The sequence below is a fragment of the Mycolicibacterium brisbanense genome, assembly GCF_001570425.1.
Taxonomy (GTDB): Bacteria; Actinomycetota; Actinomycetes; order Mycobacteriales; family Mycobacteriaceae; genus Mycobacterium; species Mycobacterium brisbanense.
The window spans coordinates 18,696-45,182 of the sequence record NZ_BCSX01000031.1 but is presented as its reverse complement, the minus strand read 5'-3'; the positions used below and the strand labels follow the sequence as shown (position 1 = coordinate 45,182).

Below are 26,487 nucleotides of genomic sequence, written 5' to 3'. Positions count from 1 at the left end.
GGGGCCCGCTGCACCGTCTGACCGACGTGGAACTGCTCACCGCGGAGTGGGTGCACTGGTACAACACCGAACGGCTCATGCACCGCCTGAGCCGCATATCGAGTACGAGACCGCCCACTACGCTCCAAACACAGCCCGATCAGAGGCTGCACACCAGTAACCGGTGTGCACCAAACCCGGGGCGATTCAGGATCCCCGACTATGGCGGGGAACCTATTTCGTGGCTTGCTGCATCATTTCGAGCATGTGGTTGCGCCTTTCGTTGGTGAGGTACGCCGCGGCGGAGAACCATCCGCCGTCAACGACGATGTCGGTGCCGGTGATGTAGGAAGATTCGTCGCTGGCGAGGAACAGCGCGGTGTTGGCGATTTCTTCGGGCTTGCCCATGCGGCGCAGCACCACGGTGTCGTTGATCTGCTGGTCGATCATCGGTTTCATCGCGGGGTTGGCGTGCATGGGGGCAGTCATTTTGGTGGCGATGAATCCGGGCTGGATGACGTTGCAGCGGATGCCCCAGTCGGCGTAGATGTAGGCCGCTGAGCGTGAAGGCCTTCCAACGCCCACTTGGATGAGGAATATGCAGTGGAGAATGTTCCCCACAGTCCGCCGACAGAACCGATATTGACGATCGAGCCGCCACCGAGTTCCCGGATCAGCGGCGCGCACGTCTGTATGCCGACCATGGTGGCGGTGACGTTGATTTCGAAGACCTTGTTCCAGGCTTCGAGGTCGACATCGGGCAGCATGACGAGGTCGTTGCTTCCGACCACGTTCATCAGGATGTGCAGCCCACCGTACTGTTCCTTGGCCTGGTCAACGGCTGCCTCCCACTGCAGAATGTCGCTACCGAGTCGGTCGGATCTGGTGACGCCATGAGTACCCCCCGGTGATTGTTAGCTCTCAGCCTAAACGACGGCGCATCGGGCCGTCTGTGGTGACTTCTGCAACGATTGGAATCGAGACAATCGAATTGCGACATAAGCCTGCAAGGCCGCTGAGATAGGGGCGACACAACGGAATCCACCTGATGTTGTGGAGAGCCCGCCCGGTCAACCAAATGAGATAGAACACGAGGAGCCCGAGATGATGTTGACTTGGCTACCGTGGGTTCTCCGGGTGGCCGGGGTGCCGCATGACTCTTGCACTGCCCTCAACCGGAATTCGTGTTCGTGGCAGGCTTTCTGAGCTGTTCGATGAATCCGGAGACGAGGTCGAAGAATTGGGTTTCGAGTTCGTGCTCGACGAAGTGACCGCAGGCGGGTATCACCAACTTGGCGTCGGGGATAGCGGCGGCGATCTCCTGGGAGAGCGGCAGCGGTGTGCAGAAGTCGTGTTCACCGCAGATGGCCAGGGTCGGCTGCGTGATGTGCCCGAGCCGATCCAGCGTGTCGTGGGCCGCGATCATGTCGATTCGCCGCAGTGCGATCTCGGTGTCGCGCGGCTGCATCGGGAGGGCGGCCGCCCCCTTGATCCACGCCGACACCTTCTCCGGGTTGTCGCGGGCGAACGTCGGGGAGAACAAGAACACCGAATAGGCCGACAGCAATGCCTCTCGGCCCCATTCGGCGGCCATCTTGCGTCGCGCTGCGAACTGGCGTCGCAGGTAGGCGTCGAAGCGGGCGAAGGAGGCTACGAGTGTCAGCGTGGCGACCGTGCGGGGGTGGTTGAGCGCCATGTATTGGGCGATGGCCCCGCCGGTCGAGGCTCCGACGACGTGCGTGGGGCCTACCCCGAGATGGTCGACGAGGCAGGCCATGTCTGCGGCGAGTTGTTCGGTCGAGTGGCCCACGTCGGTCCGGCTGCTCCGTCCGGTTCCGCGTTGGTCGGGGACAATGACGAAGTAGCGAGCCGCGAATCGGCTTATCTGACTGCTCCAACTGGCGCCGACGCCGGCCAGGCCAGATAACAACAGCACGGGCGGGTTGTCCCGGTCTCCATGTAACTCGTAGTACAGCGAAATCCCGTGGTTATCAATGGTGCTCATCGCGGAGCCGCTTCGGCGAGGAGGTCGACCTGGTCGATATCCGCGACGCAGGCCACCGACAGCGCGACGATGGCGTCGAGGCTTTTATAGACCAGCCGGTTGATCGCGGCCAGGCTGGTAAAGCCGCGCCCCTCGGCTCGGCAGGCCCAATGGGCGGTCAACGGCCCCGCCACGTGCGCGATATGGCTGGGCAGTCCTATTCCGATCTGCATGGTGATCGCTCCTTAGGGGTTCACTGCGTCGAAGATGTCGTCGTAGTGGCCGTCGCGGGCGGCGAATCGCACCCGCTTGGCGGCATGGACCACGACCTCTTCGGCGTCGGGTTGGCTGTGTAACAGCGAAATCGTCTCGGCGACAAAGGCGTCTAACGACATCGCGTCGGTACCGTCGTCCTGGCCGGCCAGCATGTCGGTCTCGACGCGCGGCGGAATGATCTCGATCACCTTGACCGAGGTGCGGCGGAGTTGTCGGCGCAGCGACTGGGTATAGGCGTGCAAACCCGCTTTGGTCGCCGAGTAGGTCGGGGCGGCCGCTTTGGGCACGAACGCCAAAGCTGAGGTGACGTTGACGATCGCTGCCTGCGGACGGGCCAGCAGGGCGGGCAACAGCGCCGCGGTGAGCCGTATCGGCCCCAGCAGGTTGATCGCCACCGTGGTCTGGGCGATCTCCGCGGTCGCGGCAGCACCGGTGCGCAGGTCCTCGGTGTGCATGACGCCCGCGTTGTTGACCAGGACGTTCAACCCGGGGTGGGTGTCGGTCAGTTCGGCGGCCAACCGGGTGATGCTGTCCGGGTCTGCCAGATCCAGATGGCGGCATGCGATGCCCGGGTTGGCGTCGGCGACGGCTTGTAGCGGGGCCTGTCGGCGCCCGGCGATCACGACCTGGTTGCCCGCCCGGTGCAGGGTTTCGGCGAGACCGCGGCCGATGCCGCTACCGCCGCCGGTGACCAATACGGTGTTGGCTGTCACGCTCATGCACTCCACGCTCGCAGCGTCGGCGTCGAAATGGCGACTGTTCCGGCGAGAATGGCGAGAAGTCCTCATTCTGGCCGACTAAAGCGCATACTTTCCTCGTGATCGACCGGCTGGACGCGCAGAATCTGCACGCCCTTCAGCTGGCGCCCCGGGTGTCGTTTCGCCGGATCGCCGCCGTGGTCGGGGCCACCGAGCAAACGGTCGCCCGGCGCTATCAATGGTTCTCGCCGGCGATCTCGCGTACAGCGGCGATCATGGGGCGGTCTGGAGTGAATACGGCACGATGTCGCGGGTGGCGGTTCGGTCGGGCTTGTAGGCGAGGATCGTCGCGGCCCGCCGAACACGTGGACGTGACCAACGGTGTTGCGGCGCTGGAATTTGTCGGCCAGTGCGGTGAATGCTCGGCGCAGTGCGGTGCTGTCGAACAGTGGGTCTGGCACAGGGGTGACTCCATCGTGGGTCAGGTCGTGGCGGTCTAGGTAGATGCCGCGGCGGCGGAACGCTGCCGGTGTCCAGATCGAGGCGCCGGTGCGCGAGGAGGGCAGGTTCGCGATCCACCACGCGTGGTTGAGGAACCGTTCGGTGGCCAGCCAGGCTTTGTGCCGCAGGCGAAACGGCAGGAGGCGCGGTAACAGCGGACAATGATTCATCTGGTGCAATACGCAGTGGTCGACCTGACATAATGTAGCTTATCGGTACATTTCCGAGCAGTGCTAATCTGTGGGCGCTCGTGTGCACCGCGTCGATCTCTTCGTCGATCGGCCGGGTCGTCATTCCTGGGAGCATCCGATGCCCAACCGTCATCCAGCGAGTTCGTGGCTGTGTCATGTGCAAGCCGCATAAGCGTCATGGCGCTGGCCCTGGGTTGGCAAGGATCCGCTCGGCAACGCGCCGGGTTCGCGGGTCGATCTTCGCGTCGCAAAGCGCAAGCGCAACGGCGGCTGAAAGCCCACTCGTGCCTTCCTGGCCGGGTGCCGAACTTGGTGCCTGTGCCCGGACAAAGAGTCGATAAATACGTCACAGTGACGGTTCTGTCGCTGGTGGACTTGGACGCGGTATCGCTTGTATTGCAGGCTCTTTCGGTGCGCTCGTCGGCGTGCTATGTGGGCCTGCCGCCGTTGCCGTTTACCTGTCGACACTCCGGCTGCGACCCTGGAAAATTCGTATGCGCAGTTAATTAACGGTCGAAACGTCGCGGGTTGGCATTGCCTTCTGCGATTGCCGCAATCCCCTCGGTTTTATATCGCACCTATATATTCGTCACTGTGACGAATATTGCTGTCGCGGTGCATTTTTCGCGTCTCGAATTCAGCCGGGTCGTCTCGCATGTCGCCCGCAGCGGCAGCCGGCGTTGACCACCGCCGCTGCCGCGGTGAACGCCGCCGGTCGAACCGCACCTCCCCCATGGAGTCGCCTGCCATCGCCCCATATGTAGCGACACCAACCGGCAGCGGTTACGGATGACCATCAGCAAAACACCACCCCGCCTCGTCTCGACGTTCGTTCGAGCAGCGAGCGCACAGCGTCCTACCCGGACTGCCACGCCTAGGGTTAGCGTGGGCCAATGGGATTCCGATCGTTGCGATCAGGGGCGCTGTTGTCCGTAGCGGTCACCGTGGCGACGTTGTGCGCATGTGGCGGCGCGGGCGATGTCGCGCCGCCGGCACCGAGCGTGGCTCAGATCGCCACCGACTTCGCCACGACGATTCGCCAGCGGGTGACCGTCGACGCGATGATGGCCCATCTGACGAAGCTTCAACAAATCGCGGATGCAAATGCCGGCAATCGTGCAGTGGGCACACCCGGATACGACGCCAGCCTCAAATATGTAGTTGATGCCTTGCGTTCCAAAGGCTTTGACGTCGCCACCCCTGAATTCGAGCTGCGATTTCCGTTCGCCGACACCCCTGAGGTGACTGTCGGCGGGTCGAAGGTCGAGGCAAGAGCGCTGGAATACACCGCCGGCACACCGCCGCAGGGAGTCACCGGACCGCTGGTCGCAGCGCGGGTCGAAGACACCCCCGGATGTTCCGCCGCGGACTACGACGGCCTTCCTGTCGCAGGCGCCGTGGTTTTGGTCGACCGGGGCGGGTGTCCATTCGGCGACAAAGAACTGGTAGCCGCCGCGCGTGGCGCGGCGGCGCTGATCGTCGCCAACAACCGCGATGACGACCAGTCGGGTGCCACGCTGGGTGAGCAGACCAACGTCACCATCCCGGTGGTCATCGTCAGCAAGGCCGATGGTGCCCGGCTGCGTTCCCGGCCCGACACCGCCGTCATCACGCTCAATGCCGGCGTCCGAACCGAGAAAACGCGAAATGTGCTTGCGCAAACCAAGACCGGTTCCACCCACGACGTGGTGATGGTGGGCGGCCACCTGGACAGCGTGCCGGCCGGTCCGGGAATCAACGACAACGGGTCAGGAGTGGCCGCCGTGCTGGAGACCGCGCTGCAGATGGGCAGCTCGCCGCCAGTCCACAACGCGGTGCGGTTCGCTTTCTGGGGTGCCGAGGAGATCGGCCTCCTGGGCTCCGCGAACTATGTGCAGTCGCTGAACACCGACGAGCTCAAGGACATTGCCCTGTACCTGAACGCCGACATGCTGGCCTCCCCCAACCCCGCCTACTTCACCTACGACGGCGATCAGTCCGCACCGCCCGACCCTGTCCACGGCCCACCACCGGTGCCCGAAGGCTCAGCGGGTATCGAACGCACACTGGTCGAGTATCTGAAGAGCGCGGGCGAAACTGCGCAGGACGTCTCCTTCGAGGGACGCTCGGACCACGACGGGTTCACCCGGGCAGGTATCCCGGTCGGCGGCATCTTCTCCGGCGCCGAGGGCAAGAAGACACCCGAGCAGGCCGGGCTGTGGGGTGGCACAGCCGACCAACCGTATGACCCGAACTATCACCAGAAAACAGACACCCTCGAGCACATCGACCGGTTCGCACTGAACATCAATGGCGGCGGAACCGCCTATGCGGTGGCGCTCTACGCCCAGGATCTCAGCGGCCGCAACGGACTGCCGATCCACGACGACCGCACCCGTCACTCCGTTTCCAAGCCATGAAAAGCCGGGAACGCCGGGGCATGTCGTCCACAGCGGTGAGCCTCGTCGCTGCGCTGGTGCTGATCATCATCGCCGCGACGTCGTGTGGGCACTCGGCACCGGACCCGCACGCCGGCCACAGTGAATCCGGCACCGCCACGAGTGGGACGCCCGCTCCTCACAACGCCGCCGACGTGGCTTTCGCACGCAACATGATCCCGCACCATCAGCAGGGTGTCGAACTGGCCGCGATGGTCCCCGATCGCAGCACCAACCACGATTTGAGAGTGATCGCGGCCCACATCGGCGCCGACCAGCAAGCCGAGATCGCAACGCTCAATCAGCTTCTCGCGCAATGGCATGAGGATGCACACCCGGCCGGCGGAGGCCACGCCGACCACGAGGCTATGCCCATGATGACCGGCATGGTCGACCAGGGCGCCCTCGAGCACCTCAAGTCCCTCGACGGTGCGGCGTTTGACACGCTGTGGGCCCGGTCGATGATCGGCCATCATCAGGGTGCGGTGAGCATGGCACAAGACGAGATCGCCCACGGGCAGAGCGCCGACGCGATCCATGTGGCCACGCTGATCGTCGAAGCACAGCAGCGGGAAATCTCCACCATGACTCACCTGATCAGCGCGTCTGAATGACGGGCACGGCGGCCTGAAGCTGCGCAGATGGCCTTCTGCGATTGCCCCGAGCTCGATTGCGGCGCTTACGAAGTGAGTCCAAGCGCTGTGCGGGCCTTGAGTGCCAGCCACAGCCCCATCCGGTCGTCACCGTCATCCATTCGCCTGCCCGTGAGCCGCGCGATCCGTTCGATCCGATTACGGACAGTGTTGCGGTGCAAGGACAACCGGGCCGCCGCTTGATCCCAGGCCCCGTTCACTGTCAGCCACTGATCGAGCGTGCGCAGCAGTTCCAACCGCTCGTTGGGATCGAGTTGATCCAGTGGCGCCAATACGGCGTCGGAGAATCCGCGCACGGCGTCGGCGCTGCCCATCGACAGCAGCAGCGACACGGTTTCGCCTTCGTTGGCCGTCACGATGCGGCCCAGTCGTGCGCTGACCGGCAGCAGAGACCGTGCCTGCATGGCCGACAGGGCGAAAGCGTCGAATCCGACGGACGAGCCCACCCCGGTCCGCAGTCCAGGCGCGTAGGTCTTCAACCTCTCGGTGAGCACCGCAAGCTCAGGGTGCGCGATCTCGACGACGTCGCCGCGCATCAGCACCAGGGCGTCGGGCAGGCTCGCCTCCAACTGCAGCATCAGCGACTCGGCGCGGTCCGCATCGCCCGCGTCGACAACGGCGACGTGGCATTGGCCGGCAGCCAGGCCGACGTCGGCGGCGAGGTGCCTGGCGCGCTCGGCCTTGATCCCTGGCCGCAGCAGCTGTGCGAAAACCTGTGAGCGACGCTGGCGTTCGGCCCGGCCGGCCAGATGGCGGCGTTCGATATCGAGGGCGGCGAGCGCAACCAGCACCGTGGAGGACGCCCGTGTTCTGGTGTCCATCGCGGCACCGAGCACGATGTAGGCCGATGGAACGCGGGCCCCGACGGTGTGCACCTCGAACTCACCGCGCATCGACCACTCAGTCCCGGCGGCGCGCGCCATTCCGGCGGCCTCCACTGCTTGTTCGACCACCGACGCCGGGGTGCCCGGGGTCGCCGCGATCAGTTGGCCGGCGCCGTCGCACACGACGCACGGCGTATCGCTGGTCGTCGACCACGCCGCCAACAGCGCGGGCAGCGGTGCCGAGCGGGTGGCCACCCCCGTGAGTTTCTTGTTGATCTCGATCGCGGCCTGCAGCTCGTGGTGTTCCTGCCGGGCGATCACGTCGAACACCCATTTCGTGATGGCGATGAACGGTGTCTCGTCCGGGACCGTCAACAACGGAACCTCGAATTGCTCCGCGGCGATCCGCAGCGGTTCGGGGCAGTCCTGATAGGGCAAATCGTGGCCCAGTCCCAGCGCGACAGCCGAGACCCCGGCCTGCGCGCATTCGGCCAGATACCGCTGGCAGTCGACTGGGTTCATCGGCAGCAGCAGTCCGACGGTCATCAGCAGTTCACCGCCGCGCAGCCAGTCCCCGGGCGAGGTGAGTTCGGAGACGTGGGCCGAGGTCACCTCGCGATCCAGGTGGTCACCACCGGTCACCACCTGCAGATTCAGGGTCGTGTCGGCGACGACGTCGGCCACGGTGATCATCGCGGTATCACCGATGCACTGTACATTTCATCCAACCATAATGTTGGTTTTGAACAATTTTGCTATGGCTTCCGCCTGGCTGATCCCGCAGGGTGATACGCATCACTGCTACAGCCCCATTGGAGGTCCCTTGACTACCGCCCCCCAGTCGAGCGATGTCGGCGGTCGAACCTCTGCGCTCGTCGAAACCCGGTCGATCGACTACGTCCCCGACGATGAACGCCACGGCAAGGTCAGCCATCAGGGACCGTTCTGGTTCGTCGGCAACTTCCAACCGTTCACCTTGGCGGTCGGCTTCGTCGGCCCCAGCCTGGGATTGTCCCTGTGGTGGACGATCGTCGCCGGCCTGGCTGGTATCGCCTTCGGCACGCTGTTCATGGCTTTTCACGCGACCCAGGGTCCGGTGCTCGGCCTGCCTCAGATGATCCAGTCGCGCGCACAGTTCGGCTACCGGGGTGTGTTGCTGCCCCTGGTCGGCACGCTGTTCACCTTCGTCGGATTCAACGTCGTGGACGTGGTGATCATCAAGTCCGGTCTGCAGTCCATCTTCGGCTGGAACCCGGTCGTCGTCGCCGTGGTGATCACGGTTATCGCGGCACTGGTCGCGATCTTTGGACATGACCTGCTGCACAAGACATTCCGCATTCTGTTCTGGGTGTCGTTGCCGCTGTGGGTGGTATTGACCTGCGGCGTCCTGCTCGGCGGTGTCACCGGATCGGCTGCGACCACCGGAGGATTCACCTTCGTCGCCTTCCTGGTCCAGTTCAGCGTCGCGGCGTCCTACAACATCACCTACGCACCCTATGTGTCCGACTACAGCCGCTACCTGCCGCGGGATACCAAGCCGTCGTCGATCATCTCGTCGGTGTTCATCGGCGCCTCCGCATCGCCGGCATGGTTGATCCCGTTGGGCGCGTGGATGGCAACGTATCTGGGCGCCAGCGACGCGTTGGCAGGCATCAACGAGACCGGCAACGATGTGGTGTCCTATCTCGGTTCGGTGCTGGCGATCGTGTCGGCGCTGGTGTTGGTGGCGACCATGGGGTTGAACGCTTACAGCGGCATGCTGACCGTGGTGACGGCGATTGACTCACTCAAATCGGTCAAACCAACCCGGCAACTGCGGGTGGTGACGATCGTCGTGCTGGCGGTGGCGTGGCTGGTGATGAGCCTGCTGCTGACCAACGCCACCAGCGCGCTGAACACCACCCTGCTGATCATGCTGTACCTGCTGTCGCCGTGGACGGCGGTCAACCTGACCGACTACTTCTTCGTCCGGCGCGGGCACTACGCGATCGCCGACTTGTTCACGCCCAGCGGGATTTACGGCGCATGGTCGTGGCGCGGGTTGATCGCGTTCACCGCGGGCGTGCTGGCCGAGATTCCCTTCGTCGACCTGCCGTTCTTCGTCGGTCCGGCAGCCAAGGCGATGGGCGAAGTCGACATCGCGTTCATCATCGGCCTGCTGGTGTCCGGCGTGGTCTACATCGCCCTCACCCGTTCGTTGGACGTGTCCGACGAGCTGGCAATGATCGAGTCCCATCCCCAGCTCGCCGATCCGGCCAGCGTCGAAGACATTGCGGAAACGATTGCGGAAGAAGAGCAGTGACCGAACAAATCGAGAGCTCGGAAGCTTCGACCGGATCCGTCGACGACACGATGCGACCGCGGCACACCGAGGAGGCAGCCGTGCTGGCCGCCGCCGACGCGTTGATCGCGGCCTTCGGACACCACGACGTCGAGCGGTATTTCGCGGCGTTCCGGCCCGACGCGAGCTTCGTGTTCCACACCCACCCGGAGCGGCTGGAATCAGTCGCGGACTACCGTGACCTGTGGCGGAGCTGGGAGCGTGATTCCGGATTCAGAGTCATCGACTGCCAGTCGTCGAACCGCCGGGTCGATGTGTACGGCGAATGCGCGGTGTTCACCCATGACGTCGTCACCACCGTCGAGAACACTGACGGGCCACGGGCTCCGATCCGGACCACGACGTCGGAACGCGAAACCATCGTCTTCGCCAGATCAGGCGGAGGGTGGCTCGCAGTGCACGAACACCTGTCCGGTCGTTGAGACCTATCCCCCATGTCCGCAATGAAACACGTTGTGGGAGAGCCCCCTATGCGCTCGCGCGCGTAGGGTCACCCGGGAAACGGCGGTCCGACCGCTGTGCGCGCGCCGAGCGCACGACCCCCTCCCCAACCGAGTTCGCGGCGGTATCCGCCAAGCAGTCCCGCCGCCGCCAATGCAGCGGCGTCTCGGAACGGGGAGTCGGCGGGGGCCGGTACCACCAGCGGAGCGACGAACAGCGCGTCGGTCGGGCAGTACGCCTCGCACTGAAAACACGTCTGGCAGCTGTCGTGTCGAGCGATCACCGGGATTCCGTCCGCGCCCCGGTCGAACACGCGCGTCGGGCATACATCGATGCAGCGATCGCAGGCGATGCATCGATCCTCGTCGACGATCTCGATCACGCTGCCTGTCCCCCGACCGATGCCAGCGGTTCTGGGCGGGTCCAGATGTCATCGAGACCGCCGATGATGAGCCGATGTTGTTGGGATGGGTCCAGGACAGGATGGTCCAAGCGCTTGTGCATGCCGCGGGTTTCGCTGCGCTTCAGCGCGGCTGAGTACATCCACCGCGCATGTGCGACCATCGCCGCCGCTTCCCGTGCCCGGAAGGCATTTTCGCCGACGCCTGCCAGCCCGTCGCGAACTGCCGACCAGGCCAGGTGCAGGGATTCCAGTGCCGGTGCCATACGGTCCGCGTGACGCAGATAGTTCAGGTCGTATGGCAGGACTTGGCGCTGCACCTCTGCCACGACCTCCCGATGATCGAGGTTCGCTCTCCCGGTGGGCCGCAGGCCTGCGTCTCCGGTGCGTCGTAGCGCTGTGCGCGGTCGCCCGCGACGGGCGGCGAACGCCGCTGCACCTTGTCCGGCCCAGCTTCCCGAAGACGCCGCCCACGCCGCGTTGTGGCTGCCGCCGCCGGTGAATCCACCGCAGACGAGCTCGCGTGTCGCGGTGTCACCCGCCACGAACAGTCCGGGGACATCGCTGGAGCAGTCGTAGTCGGCGACTCGGACACCGCCGGTGCCGCGCACCGTGCCTTCGGCGAGCAGCGTGATCTCGAAGTAGTCGGTGAAGGGATTGATGCCCAACCGGTCGAAGACGATGAAGAAGTTCGGCTGGCCCCTTCGCATCGCGATCTGCTCGGCGTCGGTGGCGCGGTCGATCCTGGCGTACACCGGTTCCGACAGGAGGGTTTTGGCGATGACGGATCGTCCTGTGGTGCTGCCCGCCCCTTCCAATACGGTCTTGTCGGCATGGTAGAAGGTCGCCCAGGAGTAGTAGGCGGTCTTGGTCAGCGATGTGCCCTTGACGGCGATCGCGTAGGCGTTGGAGAACTCCATACCCGATAGCGTTGCGCCTGCCTCGACCGCCATCAGAGCACCGTCGCCGGTGTCGACGTCACAGCCCATGGTCTTGGACTGGAAGGCGCACCCGCCGGCGGCGAGAACCACCGCTGCGGCTTCGATGCGGACATATCTGCCCGACTTGCGGTGCACGGCAACGGCGCCCGAGACCACACCTTCGTCGTCGACGAGGAGTTCCAGCGCCGGCGTGTGATCGAGGATACGGACGCCGAGCCGCTGCACGCGGGTGCGCTGGCGCCGCATGTACTCAGGCCCCTGCAGATCGTCACGCAGGGAACGGCCGGCCGAGTCCACCGGGAACGGATAGCGCTGCACATCGGCGAGCTCGTCCATCCGGGCGTGCGTCTCGTCCAGAACCCTTGCCATCCAACCGCGGTCAGCCAGATGACCGCCAAGGGCTTCTCGGCTGGCCATCGCGGCCTCGCGCAATTCGGGCGCGTCGGCGACGTACCACACACCGGTGCCGACCGACGCGGTGGCGCCGCTGGCCCCGGTATAGCCCTTGTCCACCAGCACGACGTCGACGCCGGCTTGCGCCGCTTTGATCGCCGCCCATGTGCCCGCGGGCCCGCCACCGACGACCAGGACGTCGGTCGTCACAGTTTCGGCGTCAGCCATGACGTCGGAATTGATTGACGGGCAACGGCAAACCGTAGTGTTCGCGCAGGGTGGTGCCCTGGTAGTCCTCCCGGAACAGGCCTTTGTGGCGCAGGATCGGCAGGACCTGGTCGATGAAGGTCTCGAGGCCGGACGGCAGTGCGGGTGCCATGATGTTGAACCCGTCAGCGGCACCGCCTTCGAACCAGGCCACGATCGTGTCGACCGCCTGATCAGGTGTCCCGACGAAGGTGAAGTGCCCGCGGCCGCCGCCGAGGCGTGAGAGGATCTGCCGTACCGTCAGGTTCTCACGCTGCGCCATTTCGATGATCAGATCCGAACGGCTTTGCGATCCTTGAAGTTTCGGCCGCGCGAGAATGTGGTCGGGCAGCGGTTCGTCCAGTTCGAACACCGACGGGTCGGTTTCGAAGTTCCACGCCAGCTGGGTCAGGCCGTACTCCGGCAGCCGCAGATCATCGAATCGTTGGGCCAGTTCGCGTGCTTCGGCTTCGGTCGAACCGATGAACGGCACGATCCCTGGCAGCACCAGCACACCGTCGGGGTCACGGCCGGCGGCTGCGGTGCGCGCTTTGATGTCGCCGTAGAAGTCGGCGGCACGGTCGTAGGTCTGATGCGCGGTGAAGATCGCCTCGGCGTGACGGGCGGCGAAACTCTTGCCGTCCTCCGACGATCCTGCCTGGACCAACACCGGGTAGCCCTGCGGGGGCCGTTCCACGTTGAGCGGACCCGCTACCTTGAAGAAGGGACCCTCGTGACCGACGGTGTGCAAGCGATCAGGATCGGCGTAGCGGCCCGACGCCTTGTCGGCGATGATGGCCTCGGATTCCCAGCTGTCCCAGAGCCATTTCGCGACCTCAAGGAATTCGTCGGCACGCGCGTAACGCTGCGCGTGACTCGGGCGGTCCTCCAGCCCGAAGTTGGCTGCCTCGTCAGCGCCCGCCGAGGTGACGATGTTCCACCCGGCCCGGCCGCCACTGACGTGATCCACCGATGCCAACCGCCGCGCCAAATTGTAGGGATCGTTGTACGTCGAGGAGACCGTCGCGATCAGACCGATGCTGCTGGTGTGCTGAGACAACGCCGTCAGCAGGGTCAGCGGTTCCAGTTGGCCCGGTGGCCGGAACTCCCCGGTACCGGTGAGTGCAGGACCGTCCGCGAGGAACAGCGAGTCGAACTTCGCTTCCTCGGCGCGGCGGGCCAAGTCGATCCAGTGCGGCAGATCGAAGTCGGCCCGCGCATTGCTCTCGGGCAGTCGCCAAGCCGCCTCGTGGTGACCCGCCTCCATCACGAAGGCATTGAGATGCAGTTCGCGCCGCCCGGCGCCCGCGCCGGTCATGACAGCCTCGTGCTGTCGAAGCCTTCGGGAAGAAGGTTGTCGGTGATGGTGGTGACATCGACCTTCTTCTTGATCTCGCCGGCGTCGAAGAACGCGTCGCTGAGCGCCTGTTGCGCCTTGACGTCCTCCGGCAATACCTGAGTGACCTTGAACGGGTAGGAGTCGACGGTGGTCCTCGCGTCATCGAGGGGCACCCCGGTCTCCTTCGCGATGGCTTTCGCGTATTCATCGGGATGCTGTTGGGCCCAATTGAATATCCGCGCGACGCGGGTGAGCACGTCGGCGAGCGCCGCGCGCCGTACCGGGTCACCCAGTGACTTGTCTGTGGCGACGTAGTAGTTGTTGACCTGGTCGATCGGCGGAACGCCCTTGGCGATGACCGTCGCTCCATCTTTGATCGCGATGGCAGACTGGGGATTCCAGATCGACCATGCGTCGACCTTGCCGGTGTTGAACGCCGACGCACCTGCGGCCGGGCTCAGGTAGACCAGTTCGACGTCCTTGGGCGTCAGGCCCACGCTTTTCAGCGCCAGCAATGCGAGTCCATGCGCCGAACTGCCTTGCGGGATGGCGAGTTTCTTGCCCTTGAGATCAGCCAACGAACGAATCGGCGAGCCCTTCGGCACGATGATGTTCTCGGCGGCCTTGCTCTGGTCCGCCCCGCGCTGGACGGCCACAACCTTGAAGCCGTACTGCTGAGCGGCCCCGGTGATCGGCGGCACGTCGCCGACATAGCCCAGGTCGATATCGCCGGTGGCGGTTGCCTGTACCAGCGGGGGCCCGAAGTCGAAGCGTGCGAACTTGACCTTGTACGGCGCGTCATCGAAGGCGCCCGTCACTTTCGCCAGCTCTTCGCTGCCGTCGCCACCGTTGTCGCCGAGCGTGAACGTGAATTGACCCCAGTCGGGGTGTTCGTTCGCTGCGGACGTACCGGCCAGAGGAGTCTTCTCGTGCGACGATGAGCACGCGCCGAGCACGCTTGCCGCGGCAAGCAACACGGCGGCGCCAAATATTCGAAGACCTTTGTGAGACACAGACTCTCCTGGATGGTCGTTGACAGAAGTTTCAGGACTGGCCGGCGAGACCGAGGTCGGCGAGCAGCGCCGAGCGAATCTCCTCGCGGGCGACGCTGGTCTCGCGTTGGGCTGCCGACAACGTCACTGGGTGGGAAGCTCCGATACGTCCGTTGCCCATGACGACGATGCGATCCGCGAGCGCGATCGCCTCGTCGACGTCGTGTGTCACGAGCAGCATCGAAACACTGTGTCTACGGCGCAATTCACGTACCAGGTCATGCATGCGCAGCCGGGTGATCGCGTCCAACGAGGCAAACGGCTCGTCGAGCAGCACGAGTTCGGGTTCGGCCACCAGCGCACGAGCCAGTGCGACGCGTTGGGCCTCGCCACCGGAGAGTTCCTTCGGCCATGCTCTCTCGCGGCCGGCAAGGTTGACCTCGCTCAGCGCTGTGCGGGCCCGTTCGTCGGCGTCGGGTCCGTAGAGGCCGAGAGTGACATTGCGTAACACGCGCTGCCAGGGCAGAAGCCGGTCGGCCTGAAACACCACCGCCCGCCGGGTGGGAACCTCGATTCGTCCGCCGTCCGGACGGTCGAGACCGGCGAGCAGCCGCAGCAGAGTGCTCTTACCGCAGCCGGACGGACCCAGCAATACGACGAGTTCGTCGTCGTCGATCGTCAGGTCGAGGCGATCGAGAACCACCCGATCACCGAACCTTCGCACGACCTGCTCGACGAGCACCGCCGTACCTGCACTTGGCGTCGTCGCCGTCGGCGCACTCATGTCGCCTCATAACCCGGACGCCACCGCAGCAGCACCCGTTCGAGGATCCGGACGATCTGGTCGGCCAGCAGACCGAGAATGGAGTAAACGACCAAGCCGACGAACACCTTGTTCGTCTGCAGATACGTCTGGGCCTGGGTGATGAGGAAGCCCAGGCCCTCATCGGCGTTCACCGTTTCGGCCGCCACCAGGCCGAGAATGCTGTATGCCAACGAGAATCGCAGTCCGACAAGGAAACCCGGCAGGGCACCAGGGACCACTACTCGGCTGATCTGCCGCCACTTACCCGCACCGGTCGTTCGTGCCATCTCGATCAGCCGCTGGTCCACCCCGCGGATCGACGCGAACAGGTTGAGATACATCGGCACGCCCGCACCGAATGCGATCAGCAAGACCTTGGTCAGCTCGTCGATGCCGAACCAGACGATCATCAGCGGCAGTATCGCCAGCAGCGGGACGGTGTTCAGGATTTGAGCCACCCCGTTGAACAGGTTCTCGCCGCTGCGCAGGAAGCCACCGAGCACTCCGGTCACGATGCCGACGCTCAAACCGATCGCCAGCCCTATTGCCGCACGCTGCAACGAGATTGACAGGTCGGGCCCGAGGACCCCGTCGCGGAACAAGGTCACCCCGGTGCTGACGATATCGCTCGGAGCGGGCGCATAGGTCGGCTCGAGAATGCCGATCCGAGCGAGCGCTTCCCAGCCGATCAAGATCGCCACCGGGGTGGTGTAGATGCCGAGGGGCCAGCTCAGCCGGCGTCGAAGTCGGCGCAGCGTACTTTCGTGCCGATCGCTGCTGGGAACGAAGACATCTCGGCGACGCGTCTGAGCGCGGGCAGATTCGACACTCGGCGGCGCCAGCGCAGTCTGACTCATGACGTGTTAGCCCCTTCCGCGTCGCACGATCCATCCCCCGTCGACGCGTATCCGTCTGTTGAATTGCGCGCAAAGATGATTCAGTGTTTGTCGGCAGTCGCGACTATTCCGAACCGCGCGCGGCAGCGGGAGCTATCAAATCGGTGCGATTCTTTTCGCGTCGCGTCGCGCGAGAGCCGGACCCGTCGTTCACTGGTACAACCCGATGGCGTTGGGAGTGGGCTGCAGTTGTCATGATGGAGGCATGGCAGCCCGCGATCGCGACGAATCCGGCCGACCCCGGAACGCGCGTCCGCGCGACGCTCTGGGCCGCCCGCTTCCGCATGGTGACGAGGGCGTCCCGCGAATCCCCGACGACCTTCGCCTGTCGCCGGCTGAGAGCCTCGATTATGCCCAGGAGTTGCTGGACCGGGGGTTGGCGTTCCACGCGCATGAGGTGCTCGAGGCCGCCTGGAAGAACGGTCCGGCCGACGAGCGGGAGCTGTGGCAGGGCTTGGCCCAACTCGCGGTCGGGATCACCCATGTCCAACGCGGCAATCACTCCGGCGCGGCGAGCCTGTTGCGACGCGCGGCCGGCCGACTCTCTGCCGACCGGGCACCGTCGCGTTACTCCGTCGACAATGTCGGCCTGGTGGGGTTCGCCAATGCGCTGGCCAACGACCTGGAATCGGGAGCGGAAGTCGACGCTGACCGGCTACGACCGCGGCTACGGATCTGACTGAGGCGACGCACACCGTTAGCTCGTTGTAGCGTTCGTGGCACACTGCCAGCCGTGAATCGCTCTCGAAAAGCCCCGAAGATCGAGACGGCGGTCTCTGGAGACTGAGAGCGGGCCCGGCCAGCTGAGCTGGCCGGACCCGCCTGGCTGTTGTCCTACTGCTCGGCCTTCTGGCGAGACTCGTTGACTTCCGCGGCCTTACGCGCAGATTCCGCTTCGGCTTCCTTCTTCGCTGCTTCTCGTTGTGCATCAGCTTTGTCCTGCTGGGCCTGGCCTTCGCGGCGCAGGTCGTCGCGGCCCACTACCGAGCCGATGGCTTCCTTGGCCTTACCCTTGACGCCTTCGACAACGCCTTCGATGCCTTCCAGCGGTCCGCTCTTGTCCGACATAACTGTCAGCTCCTCTGCATACTCTGTGCCATGCGCCGTTGACGCCGGTCGGCTCTGTGCCGACGTGACGGCGAAGTACCCCGTGCTGCGACATGGCCAAACACGATCCGTCAAGATGTGAGAGCAGTCACCACCGTTCGTGCTGCTTTGCTCGAATTCCATGTTGTTGGCGATATCGCCACCATTGCCCGGTGGTAGCGTCGCAGCCGTGGGCGGCTATGGGATTGGTAACATGCCCTTCACGATCAATCGGATCGCGCGACGCGCGGCTGTGTTCATCGCGATGAGCACGATGCTCGCGGTGGTCGTGGGCTGCGCCGCTGAGCCGGAGCGCCCCGCTGCGCTGGACGATGTGGAGACCACGCTGCCGGTTCCGGGCAACATTCCGCCGTTCCCTTTCCCGAGCGACCTACCGCCGGTGCCGTTGCCGAGCGCGGTGCCCAACGTGCAGATGCCTGGGGATATCCCCAAGGTCGAAATGCCGACCGACGTGCCGCACATCGAGATGCCCGCAGATATCCCCGAAGTACCGCTCCCCTCTGCGATTCCCCCGATCACTTTTCCGTAGCGTGTGGATGTGGCTGGGCGGCGAGGTGCGTGCCGTCATAGCCGAGTCCGGTGCGTCGAGCAGCCGCGAAAGCTGGCGTAACCGGTCGGAAGTCTTGCCGAATCTTTCGGACTGTTGAAGCGGTTTTGGCCTATCTTCGCGACACTCGATCTGCTACAAGCCGCTCGATGCTGTCGTTGACTCGCACGCGGCCTGGGTTGTCGAGAGTTGTTGGAATACAACAGCATCGAATGCGCGCATCCCCGACATCCGGTTGACGTGCCACGTGACCCGCGGGTGCTATGAGCCGGCAATATCGTGTGTGGGCTGGAAGCGACCGTGCGGTGTCCCGCTCAGCGGGCGCTTCAGGTGTGTGAGCCACGCAATTGCCTCGTAAGATTCGCCCGTATGCGCAACGTATTTCACGCGCAACTCGACGCATTGAGCGGCGGGATCGCGGATCTGTGCGATCGCACAGGATCGGCGATGAACGATGCCACCTGTGCGTTGTTGCAAGCCGACGTGCACGCCGCCGAAGAGGTGATCGAGTGGCACCACGACATCACCTACCTGTCGGGGCTGCTCGAAGGTGACGCGCTGACGATTCTCGCCCGCCAGGCGCCGGTGGCCGGGGACCTGCGAGCAGTGGTCAGCGCGCTCAAAGACCTCGCCGACGTGCGGCGGATGGGCGCCCTGGCCACCCACATCGCCCGCATCGGCCGCCTGCGCCATCCTGCCAAGGCGGTGCCCGACGAGGTGGAAGCCTACGTCGCCGAAATGGGCCGTATCGCGGTACAGATCGCCGGGGACGCCAAAAGTGTTGTGCTGTCCCGAGATCCCGAACGAGCGGCACAACTGGGTGTTGATGACGAGGCGATGGATGAGCTGCACAGGCAGTTGTTCAGCCGCGTGCTGAGTCCCACCTGGGCCCACGGAACTGTCACTGCCGTCGACGTGACACTGCTCAGCCGCTACTTCGAACGCTTCGCCGACCATGCCGTGGACATCGCCAACCGCGTCATCTATCAGGCCACCGGGGCACGCCAGCGCGAATGACCGCCCTGTGAGGTCGAGGTGGGATTCTGCGGGCGGACGGAACTCGATCGCACCGTGGCCGTAGGCTCGATGTCGTGGTTGACCTCGCATACGTCATCGCTGGATCCGAAGCCACCGGCGGCGCCGGCTTACAGGCAGACCTGCGGACCTTCCAACAGCTCGGGGCCTACGGCGTGGGCACCGTGACATGCATCGTGTCGTTCGATCCCAAAGCGAATTGGGCGCACCGCTTCGTGCCGGTCGAGCCGCAGGTCGTCGCCGATCAGATCGAAGCCGCGACTTCGGCGTACGACCTGGACGTCGTCAAGATCGGCATGTTGGGCACCCCCGCCACCATCGACGTCGTCGCGCAGGCCCTCGCGGGTCAGACCTGGCGGCACGTCGTCGTCGACCCTGTGCTCATCTGTAAAGGACAGGAGCCCGGTGCTGCCCTCGATACCGACACGGCGCTGCGCAGGCAGATCTTGCCGCTGGCGACCGTGACCACACCGAACCTGTTCGAGGCGCGCACTCTGTCCGGGATGGACGACATCTCGTCTGTCGACGACCTCGTCGAAGCGGCTCGACGCATCGCCGACCTCGGACCCCGCAATGTCGTCGTCAAGGGCGGCGTGGAGTTTCCCGGCGACGACGCCATCGACGTGTTCTACGACGGCAGCGACGTGGAGATTCTGCGGACGGCCAAAGTCGGGCAGGCTCGTGTGGCCGGAGCCGGCTGCACCCTGGCTGCCGCGATCACCGCGGCGCTCGCGACGGGATCGTCTGTCGGCGACGCGGTACGGCTGGCGAAAGAGTTCACCACCGCCGGCATCGTCAACCGGGTCAGCGGCAACACTCCTTTCGACGCCGTGCGGCAGTCGGCGCTGTCCTGACAGCATGGGCGCCGTCGGCAACGATCGGACCAACCCCGGTGAGCGTGCGCCGTTCGCCTTGGCGTGGGGATCGTTGCTTGATGCTGCCAGGCAGCTCCCCTATCAGGATTTCACCGCACCGTCCGGTTGTGCGGGGTGGAAGGTGCAAGATCTCCTCTGCCATCTGGTCATTGATGCTCAGGACATTCTCATCACGCTGGCGACACCCACTGACGACGAGCCGACGCATAATGCGGCGACATACTGGGAGATCACCCACACGCTCCCGAGTGGTCAGGACCCACTCGACGCCCTGACCGTGCGACTGGCGGCGGCGTACGAGGACCCGGACCTACTCAAGCATCACCTCGACGATGTGGGCTCGGCGGCCGGGCGGGCCGCCCAGCTGGTCCCACCAGACCTTCGAATCAGCACGCAAGGCGAAGTCCTCACTGCCGCAGACTATCTGGATGCCTACGTCCTCGAAGCGACGTTGCACCACCTCGACCTGACCGCGCACATTGGTGGTGTAGATGGGCCGCCGGCGTCGACCCTGGCGGAATCGCGCAAACAGTTCGAGAGGATCGTCGACGCAACGTTTCCAGTGTCGATGTCGGACACTGCAGTCCTGACAGTTGGAACAGGCCGGCGGCCGGCTACTGCCGTCGAGATTGCGGAGCTCGGACCTGTCGGCGACCGCCTGCCCTACGTTCTCGGGTGATTTCTCGCGACACGTCAGCTCTGGTAGGCCAACAAGGCCAGCAGCAGCTCTGCGCGGACCCGGGCGACGTCGAGGTTGCATCCGATCAACTCCTGCACCGCGGTCATACGTTTACGCAAGGTGTGGCGGTGCACGCCGATTGCGGAGGCTGCTGTCTCCCAATGTCCGTTGGCTTCCAGAAATGCCCGCAACGACACCAGCAGTTCACTGCCGTGCTCGCGGTCGTATACGCCGAGAGGTGCCAGGAAGGTGTCGGCGACGGCGTTGAGGACCTGGCGTGTGGAATCGATCGACAGTAGCGCCCGGCCGGCGAACGCCATGAATTCCAGTGGCAATCCTCCGCATTCGGCTGCAGCCGCGGCAATTTTCGCATGCTCAACGGCGACCTCCAGTCGACCGACCGGAAGCGGCTCGCTGAGGCCGGCCCTGATGAGTTTGCGGGCGGGCACGCATACGTCGGCGGTGACGCGGCGGGCGAACACGACATCGTGGTTGCCCGGTACCACAGCGATGAGCTGGCGGCCCTGTACCCGTGCGAAGAGCGCCGAGCCGGTGCCCTCGACCGCCGGTATGAGGGCGGCGCGCGCCTGCTCGACGGCCGGGGCGGACCCGCAGTCCATGACGAGTGCCCGGATGTGCCCGTGCGAATCGGCGACCTGCGCGAGCTGGGCGCGTGCCGGAGCCAGATCGTGCTCGCCGCTCAGCAACAGCCCCAGCGCACTCGCATTCAGTTCGCGGTGCGCTTCGAGAAGGCGAGCGGGCTTCTCGAAGTCCAGTGCGAGCAGTGAATTGGCATGGCCCAGCAGAATCTGGTCGATCGACGACAGCGGCGCCGCGGTCACCACAGCCAAGGCGCCATAGATCTTGCGGGTCACTTTGATGCGCTGGTACGTGATCGCGGTGCCCGCGACGACGGTTCCTGCCCCGGCCGACGCCACCACAGCCCGCACTTCGTCGACCAGTTTGGTATCCAGGGACCGCGGGTGAGATTCGATGACATCGCCCGACGGAGAGAGGATGAGTACCTTCGCCGACAGCACTCGGGCCAGCTCGGCCACCACAGCGGACGCGCCACCACTGACCGCGGCGCGGGTGATTCGCGGCTGAGCGCGCGACGCGCGCAGTACCGCTTCGTAGTGCTGATCGGCAAGCCGTTCGCTCATGCGCTTGACCACAGCCGCGAACGGTGTCTCCAGCGGAACTTCCAGCAGCGGAATACCTATTTCGTCCGCAGCGGCGACGAGATCCGGCGGCACCCTCTCGTGACTGAGCCCGATGGCGAAACCGACTGCAGCAACCCCACATTCGTTGAGTCCGCGCAGATAAGCCGCCCGCTTCGCGCGGGTCGTCGGCAATCCGAGTCCGGTGGTGAGGACCAGTTCGCCCCCGGAGAGCCAGCGGAACGGTTCGGACAGCTCGGTGGTCAGTGCCAGGGTGACCTCGCGCAACACTCCGGCGCTGCCACCGAGGAGCCGCAGCGATAGATCGGACTGCGCGAGCACCCAGGACACCGGAACGCCCATCGCAGCAGTGTACAGATCGTCGAAGCTGTACCGATGATTTCGACGAAACGTCTACGGCGACATGCCGAGTCCGGGAGTCGAGCGTCGCACAGGAAATCGGTCAGAGTGGCTTGAGGCCCGCGGCAGGCTCGATCGTCGCGGGCTCGGCGAGCGGTGTGCCGCGGTACAGGGCTCGCAACGAATCGATAAGGTGCACACCGCGAATGGTGAGTGCGGAACCGCCCTGGGCCAACTCCCGCTGCAGGCGACCCTTCGTCACGAGCACGCCGAGATCTGCACCCTTCCAGCGGTAGTCGCCAGGGCCGTAGATGCGCAGGAAGAACGACTCCGACTCGTCCTGTAGCTGATGCCAGTCCAGGGCCGCACGGCGGAACACCAGGGCTCCGGTGGAGTCGAGGTAGTACTGGCCGGTCGGTGGAGTCGCTTCGAGCAGCTCGACGATGTCGGCCGTCTCTTTGATGATCATCTGGCTCCACACATCGGCGGAAGCCAGTTCCTCCCAGCGTTCGTTGATCTCGTCGACATCGATGTCGAACTCCACGCCCATGTACTCCAGGAGATGGAACAGGAACAGGGGCACATCGGCGTAGGCGCCCGCGGTGACGTTGGTGATCGCCGACGCGCCGCTGATCCGCGGGTTGAGTTCGCCGAGATAGACCTCGTCGGTGTCGACGTCCACGAGCACGTCGACCTCGAAGAAGCCGCGGTAGCCTTCCTGACTCAGCCGATCCCCCAAGCGCCGGACGAGTTCGGTTGCCTTGGCACGCCGCTCCGGTGAGAGCACATCCGGATACATCTCGTTACCGCACCAGCCGCCGCGGTACGGCGTCAGTTCCTCGTAGCCGGTCAGCTCGGTCATGAACGGACCGACGACGGTGCCGCACCGGGTCAGGACCGCCTCGACCGCGACAGGCCGGTTGTTGATCCGGCGCATGACCTTGATGTCCTCGCCGACGATGTGTGCGCTGTGCTTACGCCAATCGGCCTCCGACGAAATGAAGAAGGTGGTCTTGCCGGAGTCGCCGTAAGGCGTCTGCACGACGAGTTCGTCACCGAGACCGGCCTTTTCGGCTGCGGCGGTGAGGGCTTCGTAGCTGTCGACCTTGGTCAGAACGTTGGGCACGCTCGGCGCGCCTGCCTCATTGCCGAGCTTGGTGGTCACGATCTTGGAGTCCAGGTGCTCGCGCAGCGCAGCAGGCGGCAGGATCAGGTCGTAGCCCAACTCGGCGCAGATGGCTTCGGTCTCCGCGTCGAAGAACACCATCGCCACCTTGGGTCGCACTCCCGGCTGCACACCGCGGCTCATGTGGGCGCGCACCTCGGCGTTTCGCAACAGCCAGTTGTTGATCTCCTCGCCGCTGGCGAACTCCTGGTAGGGCTTGTGAATCGGGGTGAACACCCGGGGATGCGCGCCATCCCACGCGTCGTAATAGGTGATGTAGGAGAACCTGCGTACCCACCGGTCAAGGCCGAGCAGGTTGAAGGGTGTCGCACCGATGAAGTACGCCGGGACGTCGTTGGTGCGGAAGAAGTGACGTACCTCCGAAATATTGCGCAGCGGACTACGTTTCGACGCGCCCGACGGAGACGACGCGAAGGCCGCATCGGTACCGACGCTGACTTCACGCATATCGTCGCTGAGTTTGGGCTTCGCCGTCACCGTCTCCGCGGCCGCGTCCTCGACAGCGGCCGGGGCTTTGGCTGCCTTGGTCTTGGCTGCAGTGGTCTTCGCGGCCCGCTTGCGCGGCGTAGCGGTGGGGCGAGGCTCGGTCATAGACGGGTTCTCCTATGCGGTGTCGAAGCTGCCTGCACCCAGATCGTCGCAGCCGCATCTGGCCCGCACAGCTACCGAAATGGCACTCGAAACTCGCGAAACGTATACAAAACGGCACTGAGGGCCGTGGCATACCGATGGCCACTATGCTGTGACGGGCGTCTCAGCGACCATCGGGTCAGACGGAGGTCCTCCATGGCAGACGAACGCGCATCCGCGGCGGGCGGGACCATCGAACGCCGCACGATCGACGTCATCCCCGACGACGAACGCCACGGCAACTCCCGCAGTCAGTTCACTCTGTGGTTCGGCGCCAACATGCAGATCACGGCTATCGTCGACGGCGCCCTCGCGGTGGTGTTCGGCGCGGATGCGTTGTGGGCGATCATCGGCCTGCTGATCGGCAACATTTTCGGCGGGATCGTCATGGCGTTGCACTCGGCGCAGGGTCCCCGGCTGGGACTCCCCCAAATGATCTCCAGCCGAGCCCAATTCGGCGTCTACGGTGCGGTCGTTCCACTGATCATGGTGGTGCTGATGTACCTGGGCTTCGCCGCCACCGGCAGTGTGCTGGCCGGGCAGGCCGTGAACGCCATGCTGCACCTGAATCGTTCGTCGCTGGGCATCGTCATCTTCGGCGCACTGACCGTCGTGGTGGCGGTCACCGGATACCGGCTGATCCACGTCATCGGCCGGGTGGCGACCGTCGTCGGTATCCTCGGGTTCAGCTACCTGGCCGTCAGGCTGTTCACCCAGTACGACGTCGGCGCCGTCGTCGGGATCAAACCGTTCAGCCCGGTCACGTTCCTCCTCGCGATCGCCTTGGGCGCGGGCTGGCAGCTCACCTTCGGCCCCTATGTCGCGGACTACTCCCGCTACCTGCCGCGCAGCACCAGTGGCCGCGCCACCTTCTGGTCCACCTTCGCGGGCTCGGTGATCGGTTCGCAATGGTCGATGACATTCGGCGCGCTGGTCGCAGCGGTCGCCGGCGACGCGTTCCTGAGCGACCAGGTCGGCTTCATCGGCCACCTCGCCGGGCCTGTGGCGCTGTCGCTGCTGATCTACCTGGTGATCGTGGTCGGCAAGCTTACGGTCAACTGTCTCAACGCTTATGGCGGGTTCATGGCCATCCTGACCACCATCACTGCCTTCAACGGGCAGACCCGCATTGCGCCGGCCGCTCGCGCCGCCTACATCGTCGGATTCACGACGGTGTCTGTGTTGATCGCCGTGGCGGCCAGCGCCGACTTCCTCGACAACTTCAAGAACTTCGTCCTCGTGCTGCTGATGGTCTTCACCCCCTGGAGTGCCATCAACCTCACCGACTTCTACTTGATCTCCAAAGAGAACGTCGACATTCCGGCCCTGTACGACCCCGCCGGCCGGTACGGCAAATGGAACGTGCCCGCACTCGCCTGCTACGTCCTTGGCATCGTTGCGCAGATTCCATTCCTGGCGCAGAAGTTGTATACCGGCCCCCTCACCACACTGCTGGGCGGAGCCGATATTTCGTGGATCGTCGGACTCGTCGTGACCGCGGTCGCCTACTATGCCGCGTCTCGGCACCGAACGAATGTTCCGTCGGCGATGATCTATCCCGGCCACGCTGAAACCAGCGCGGCGGGTGTCCATTTCGGCCATATCGGCGCGCCGACGGCGAAGCCGCCGGAGACCTGAGCCACGATGCGCGGGCCTTTGACGGTGCTGTTGTCATAGAACGTCGCGGATTCCGAGCGTGCCGCAGCGGTCGCGACCAGAGGCCAAAGGCGTTGGTAGCGCTCGCGAATCTTGGCTTCCGGCACGTCGTGGCCGCCGGCCCGGACGCGGTGCTGCACCCGCAGTACGGCAAGGTCCTCGGGGATCATGACAGCGTGTAACACAACGCTGTATCCGGCGTTGTGCGCGTGGTCGATGAGTTCGAGTTTCGACGGATGCGAGAAGACCGTCTCGGCGATGAAGGATTCGCCCCGCTCGATGAGTGCGGCCCTGGTTCGCGCGGCGACGCGCGCGGCTTCGTAGGAATGTTCGGCCGGCTCCTCAGGCCAGCGCCGCTTGGCAATCTCATCGGCATTGACGAAGGAACTGCTCGGCAGCAGCGGCGCCAGGGTTAGCTCGATGAAGGTCGACTTCCCCGCGCCGTTGGAGCCGACGACGAGGTCGAGGCGCCTCACCGCGCGTCGGCGGGGAGTTCGTCAGCGATCACTGCTGCGGAACCAACACAGAGCTGGTGCCGTCAGGGTGGTACTGCACGATGTCGCCGTTGTCGTCGAGCGCGACGGTGGTGACCCCGCGGGCGGCCAGCGCCGCGCCGTAGTTTGCGCGTGCCAGGCTCTCCTCGATGGCCGCCGAGATCTCGGCGTTGAACACAACGCCCTCCTCGGCCGTCAGGTCCCGCAAAGGCGTGTCGCCGGCGAGAGCTGCCTCCACTTTGCGGCGTGCCGCGCTCTGCTGGCTGGACACGGCCCGCCCGACGCGTGCCCAGTGATCGAGCTGCTGTTTGGCCGACCGGCTCTGACGGGCACCCTCGGCGGCGGCGCTGTCCATCAGATCAGCGGCGAAACGTGTCACCCGGTCTGCGGTGTCAGTCATGGCGGCCTCCCGTGTAGCACTGTGCTACGAGCGTAGCAGTC

At 65.0% G+C, this 26,487-nt stretch carries 25 protein-coding genes and 3 pseudogenes; 11 read left to right on the top strand and 17 right to left on the bottom strand.

Going from position 1 to position 26,487, the window contains the following annotated elements; all coding sequences use genetic code 11:
* Window positions 1–213 precede the first annotated feature (213 nt).
* From RMCB_RS36610 to RMCB_RS18110, 4 genes and pseudogenes are all read right to left on the bottom strand, one after another.
* Window positions 214–836: pseudogene (locus tag RMCB_RS36610) on the bottom strand (SDR family NAD(P)-dependent oxidoreductase).
* A 314-nt stretch (window positions 837–1,150) separates the two neighbouring features.
* Entirely contained in the window at window positions 1,151–1,984 is an 834-nt protein-coding gene (locus tag RMCB_RS18120) for an alpha/beta fold hydrolase (protein WP_062829890.1), read from the bottom strand.
* Window positions 1,981–2,196, bottom strand: coding sequence for a hypothetical protein (locus tag RMCB_RS18115; RefSeq protein WP_062829889.1), 216 nt, complete (start codon window positions 2,194–2,196; stop codon window positions 1,981–1,983). Before RMCB_RS18115 ends, RMCB_RS18120 begins: the two co-directional genes overlap by 4 nt.
* A gap of 12 nt (window positions 2,197–2,208) precedes the next feature.
* Window positions 2,209–2,958 carry an SDR family oxidoreductase gene (locus RMCB_RS18110; RefSeq protein WP_062829888.1) on the bottom strand — a complete coding sequence of 250 codons (750 nt, stop codon included), beginning with the start codon at window positions 2,956–2,958 and terminating at the stop codon, window positions 2,209–2,211.
* 98 nt (window positions 2,959–3,056) lie between these two features.
* On the opposite strand from RMCB_RS18110, the pseudogene RMCB_RS36910 reads away from it, so the two are divergent.
* Window positions 3,057–3,173 (top strand): annotated as a pseudogene (locus tag RMCB_RS36910) (AsnC family protein); the annotation flags it as partial.
* Between the two features lie 8 nt (window positions 3,174–3,181).
* On the opposite strand, the pseudogene RMCB_RS36905 reads toward RMCB_RS36910, so the two are convergent.
* Window positions 3,182–3,548, bottom strand: a pseudogene (locus RMCB_RS36905) (hypothetical protein); the annotation flags it as partial.
* A 974-nt stretch (window positions 3,549–4,522) separates the two neighbouring features.
* On the opposite strand from RMCB_RS36905, the gene RMCB_RS18100 reads away from it, so the two are divergent.
* Both RMCB_RS18100 and RMCB_RS18095 read left to right on the top strand, forming a co-directional pair.
* Window positions 4,523–6,028, top strand: a complete 1,506-nt coding sequence (locus RMCB_RS18100) for a M28 family metallopeptidase (RefSeq protein ID WP_062829886.1) — start codon at window positions 4,523–4,525, stop codon at window positions 6,026–6,028.
* A gap of 20 nt (window positions 6,029–6,048) precedes the next feature.
* Complete coding sequence (locus RMCB_RS18095; RefSeq protein WP_062829885.1) at window positions 6,049–6,660, top strand: DUF305 domain-containing protein; 612 nt, start codon at window positions 6,049–6,051, stop codon at window positions 6,658–6,660.
* Between the two features lie 65 nt (window positions 6,661–6,725).
* On the opposite strand, the gene RMCB_RS18090 is transcribed toward RMCB_RS18095, so the two are convergent.
* The gene (locus tag RMCB_RS18090; RefSeq protein WP_062829884.1) at window positions 6,726–8,216 is read right to left on the bottom strand and encodes a PucR family transcriptional regulator; all 1,491 of its coding nucleotides are present in this window, start codon (window positions 8,214–8,216) and stop codon (window positions 6,726–6,728) included.
* A gap of 130 nt (window positions 8,217–8,346) precedes the next feature.
* Between RMCB_RS18090 and RMCB_RS18085 the strand changes: the two genes are divergently transcribed.
* Window positions 8,347–9,825, top strand: a complete 1,479-nt coding sequence (locus tag RMCB_RS18085) for a purine-cytosine permease family protein (protein ID WP_062829898.1) — start codon at window positions 8,347–8,349, stop codon at window positions 9,823–9,825.
* Window positions 9,822–10,286, top strand: a complete 465-nt coding sequence (locus RMCB_RS18080; RefSeq protein ID WP_029369964.1) for a nuclear transport factor 2 family protein — start codon at window positions 9,822–9,824, stop codon at window positions 10,284–10,286. The genes RMCB_RS18085 and RMCB_RS18080 overlap by 4 nt, the downstream gene beginning before the upstream one ends.
* A gap of 68 nt (window positions 10,287–10,354) precedes the next feature.
* Here the strand turns inward: RMCB_RS18080 and RMCB_RS18075 are convergent, their stop codons facing one another.
* Genes RMCB_RS18075 through RMCB_RS18050 form a run of 6 tightly spaced genes read right to left on the bottom strand, consistent with a single transcriptional unit; the run spans window position 10,355 to window position 16,278 of the window.
* Complete coding sequence (locus RMCB_RS18075) at window positions 10,355–10,687, bottom strand: 4Fe-4S dicluster domain-containing protein (RefSeq protein WP_029369963.1); 333 nt, start codon at window positions 10,685–10,687, stop codon at window positions 10,355–10,357.
* On the bottom strand, window positions 10,684–12,267 hold the full coding sequence (locus RMCB_RS18070; RefSeq protein WP_062829883.1) for an FAD-dependent oxidoreductase: 1,584 nt from the start codon (window positions 12,265–12,267) through the stop codon (window positions 10,684–10,686). The genes RMCB_RS18075 and RMCB_RS18070 overlap by 4 nt, the downstream gene beginning before the upstream one ends.
* Window positions 12,260–13,603 (bottom strand): LLM class flavin-dependent oxidoreductase, encoded by a 1,344-nt coding sequence (locus RMCB_RS18065; RefSeq protein WP_029369961.1) that lies wholly within the window; start codon window positions 13,601–13,603, stop codon window positions 12,260–12,262. Before RMCB_RS18065 ends, RMCB_RS18070 begins: the two co-directional genes overlap by 8 nt.
* Window positions 13,600–14,637, bottom strand: a complete 1,038-nt coding sequence (locus RMCB_RS18060; protein WP_029369960.1) for an ABC transporter substrate-binding protein — start codon at window positions 14,635–14,637, stop codon at window positions 13,600–13,602. Before RMCB_RS18060 ends, RMCB_RS18065 begins: the two co-directional genes overlap by 4 nt.
* Window positions 14,638–14,668: 31 nt before the next feature.
* The gene (locus tag RMCB_RS18055; RefSeq protein ID WP_029369959.1) at window positions 14,669–15,400 is read right to left on the bottom strand and encodes an ABC transporter ATP-binding protein; all 732 of its coding nucleotides are present in this window, start codon (window positions 15,398–15,400) and stop codon (window positions 14,669–14,671) included.
* The gene (locus tag RMCB_RS18050; protein ID WP_029369958.1) at window positions 15,397–16,278 is read right to left on the bottom strand and encodes an ABC transporter permease; all 882 of its coding nucleotides are present in this window, start codon (window positions 16,276–16,278) and stop codon (window positions 15,397–15,399) included. The genes RMCB_RS18055 and RMCB_RS18050 overlap by 4 nt, the downstream gene beginning before the upstream one ends.
* A gap of 244 nt (window positions 16,279–16,522) precedes the next feature.
* Between RMCB_RS18050 and RMCB_RS18045 the strand changes: the two genes are divergently transcribed.
* Window positions 16,523–16,996: a DUF309 domain-containing protein gene (locus RMCB_RS18045; protein WP_029369957.1), complete on the top strand. Its 474-nt coding sequence runs from the start codon at window positions 16,523–16,525 to the stop codon at window positions 16,994–16,996.
* Window positions 16,997–17,151: 155 nt separating this feature from the next.
* Here the strand turns inward: RMCB_RS18045 and mbp1 are convergent, their stop codons facing one another.
* Complete coding sequence (mbp1, locus tag RMCB_RS18040) at window positions 17,152–17,385, bottom strand: microaggregate-binding protein 1 (protein ID WP_029369956.1); 234 nt, start codon at window positions 17,383–17,385, stop codon at window positions 17,152–17,154.
* A 232-nt stretch (window positions 17,386–17,617) separates the two neighbouring features.
* Between mbp1 and RMCB_RS18035 the strand changes: the two genes are divergently transcribed.
* From RMCB_RS18035 to RMCB_RS18020, 4 genes are all read left to right on the top strand, one after another.
* Window positions 17,618–17,953: a hypothetical protein gene (locus RMCB_RS18035; RefSeq protein ID WP_234792164.1), complete on the top strand. Its 336-nt coding sequence runs from the start codon at window positions 17,618–17,620 to the stop codon at window positions 17,951–17,953.
* A gap of 387 nt (window positions 17,954–18,340) precedes the next feature.
* Entirely contained in the window at window positions 18,341–18,988 is a 648-nt protein-coding gene (gene phoU / locus RMCB_RS18030; protein WP_029369954.1) for a phosphate signaling complex protein PhoU, read from the top strand.
* 74 nt (window positions 18,989–19,062) lie between these two features.
* Window positions 19,063–19,860 carry a bifunctional hydroxymethylpyrimidine kinase/phosphomethylpyrimidine kinase gene (gene thiD / locus RMCB_RS18025; protein ID WP_029369953.1) on the top strand — a complete coding sequence of 266 codons (798 nt, stop codon included), beginning with the start codon at window positions 19,063–19,065 and terminating at the stop codon, window positions 19,858–19,860.
* Between the two features lie 4 nt (window positions 19,861–19,864).
* A complete protein-coding gene (locus tag RMCB_RS18020) occupies window positions 19,865–20,560 on the top strand; it encodes a maleylpyruvate isomerase N-terminal domain-containing protein (protein WP_029369952.1) in 696 nt (231 codons plus the stop codon).
* A 14-nt stretch (window positions 20,561–20,574) separates the two neighbouring features.
* On the opposite strand, the gene RMCB_RS18015 is transcribed toward RMCB_RS18020, so the two are convergent.
* The gene (locus tag RMCB_RS18015) at window positions 20,575–22,083 is read right to left on the bottom strand and encodes a PucR family transcriptional regulator (RefSeq protein WP_062829882.1); all 1,509 of its coding nucleotides are present in this window, start codon (window positions 22,081–22,083) and stop codon (window positions 20,575–20,577) included.
* 100 nt (window positions 22,084–22,183) lie between these two features.
* Window positions 22,184–23,857 (bottom strand): biotin carboxylase, encoded by a 1,674-nt coding sequence (locus RMCB_RS18010; RefSeq protein WP_407662131.1) that lies wholly within the window; start codon window positions 23,855–23,857, stop codon window positions 22,184–22,186.
* Window positions 23,858–24,052: 195 nt separating this feature from the next.
* On the opposite strand from RMCB_RS18010, the gene RMCB_RS18005 reads away from it, so the two are divergent.
* Entirely contained in the window at window positions 24,053–25,534 is a 1,482-nt protein-coding gene (locus RMCB_RS18005; protein WP_062829881.1) for a purine-cytosine permease family protein, read from the top strand.
* Here the strand turns inward: RMCB_RS18005 and RMCB_RS18000 are convergent.
* Together RMCB_RS18000 and RMCB_RS17995 are read right to left on the bottom strand one after the other, a co-directional pair.
* Complete coding sequence (locus tag RMCB_RS18000) at window positions 25,450–26,028, bottom strand: ATPase (protein ID WP_029369948.1); 579 nt, start codon at window positions 26,026–26,028, stop codon at window positions 25,450–25,452. The two genes, RMCB_RS18005 and RMCB_RS18000, sit on opposite strands and share 85 nt — an antisense overlap.
* Before the next feature lie 28 nt (window positions 26,029–26,056).
* Window positions 26,057–26,446 (bottom strand): TA system antitoxin ParD family protein, encoded by a 390-nt coding sequence (locus tag RMCB_RS17995; RefSeq protein WP_062829880.1) that lies wholly within the window; start codon window positions 26,444–26,446, stop codon window positions 26,057–26,059.
* Window positions 26,447–26,487 lie beyond the last annotated feature (41 nt).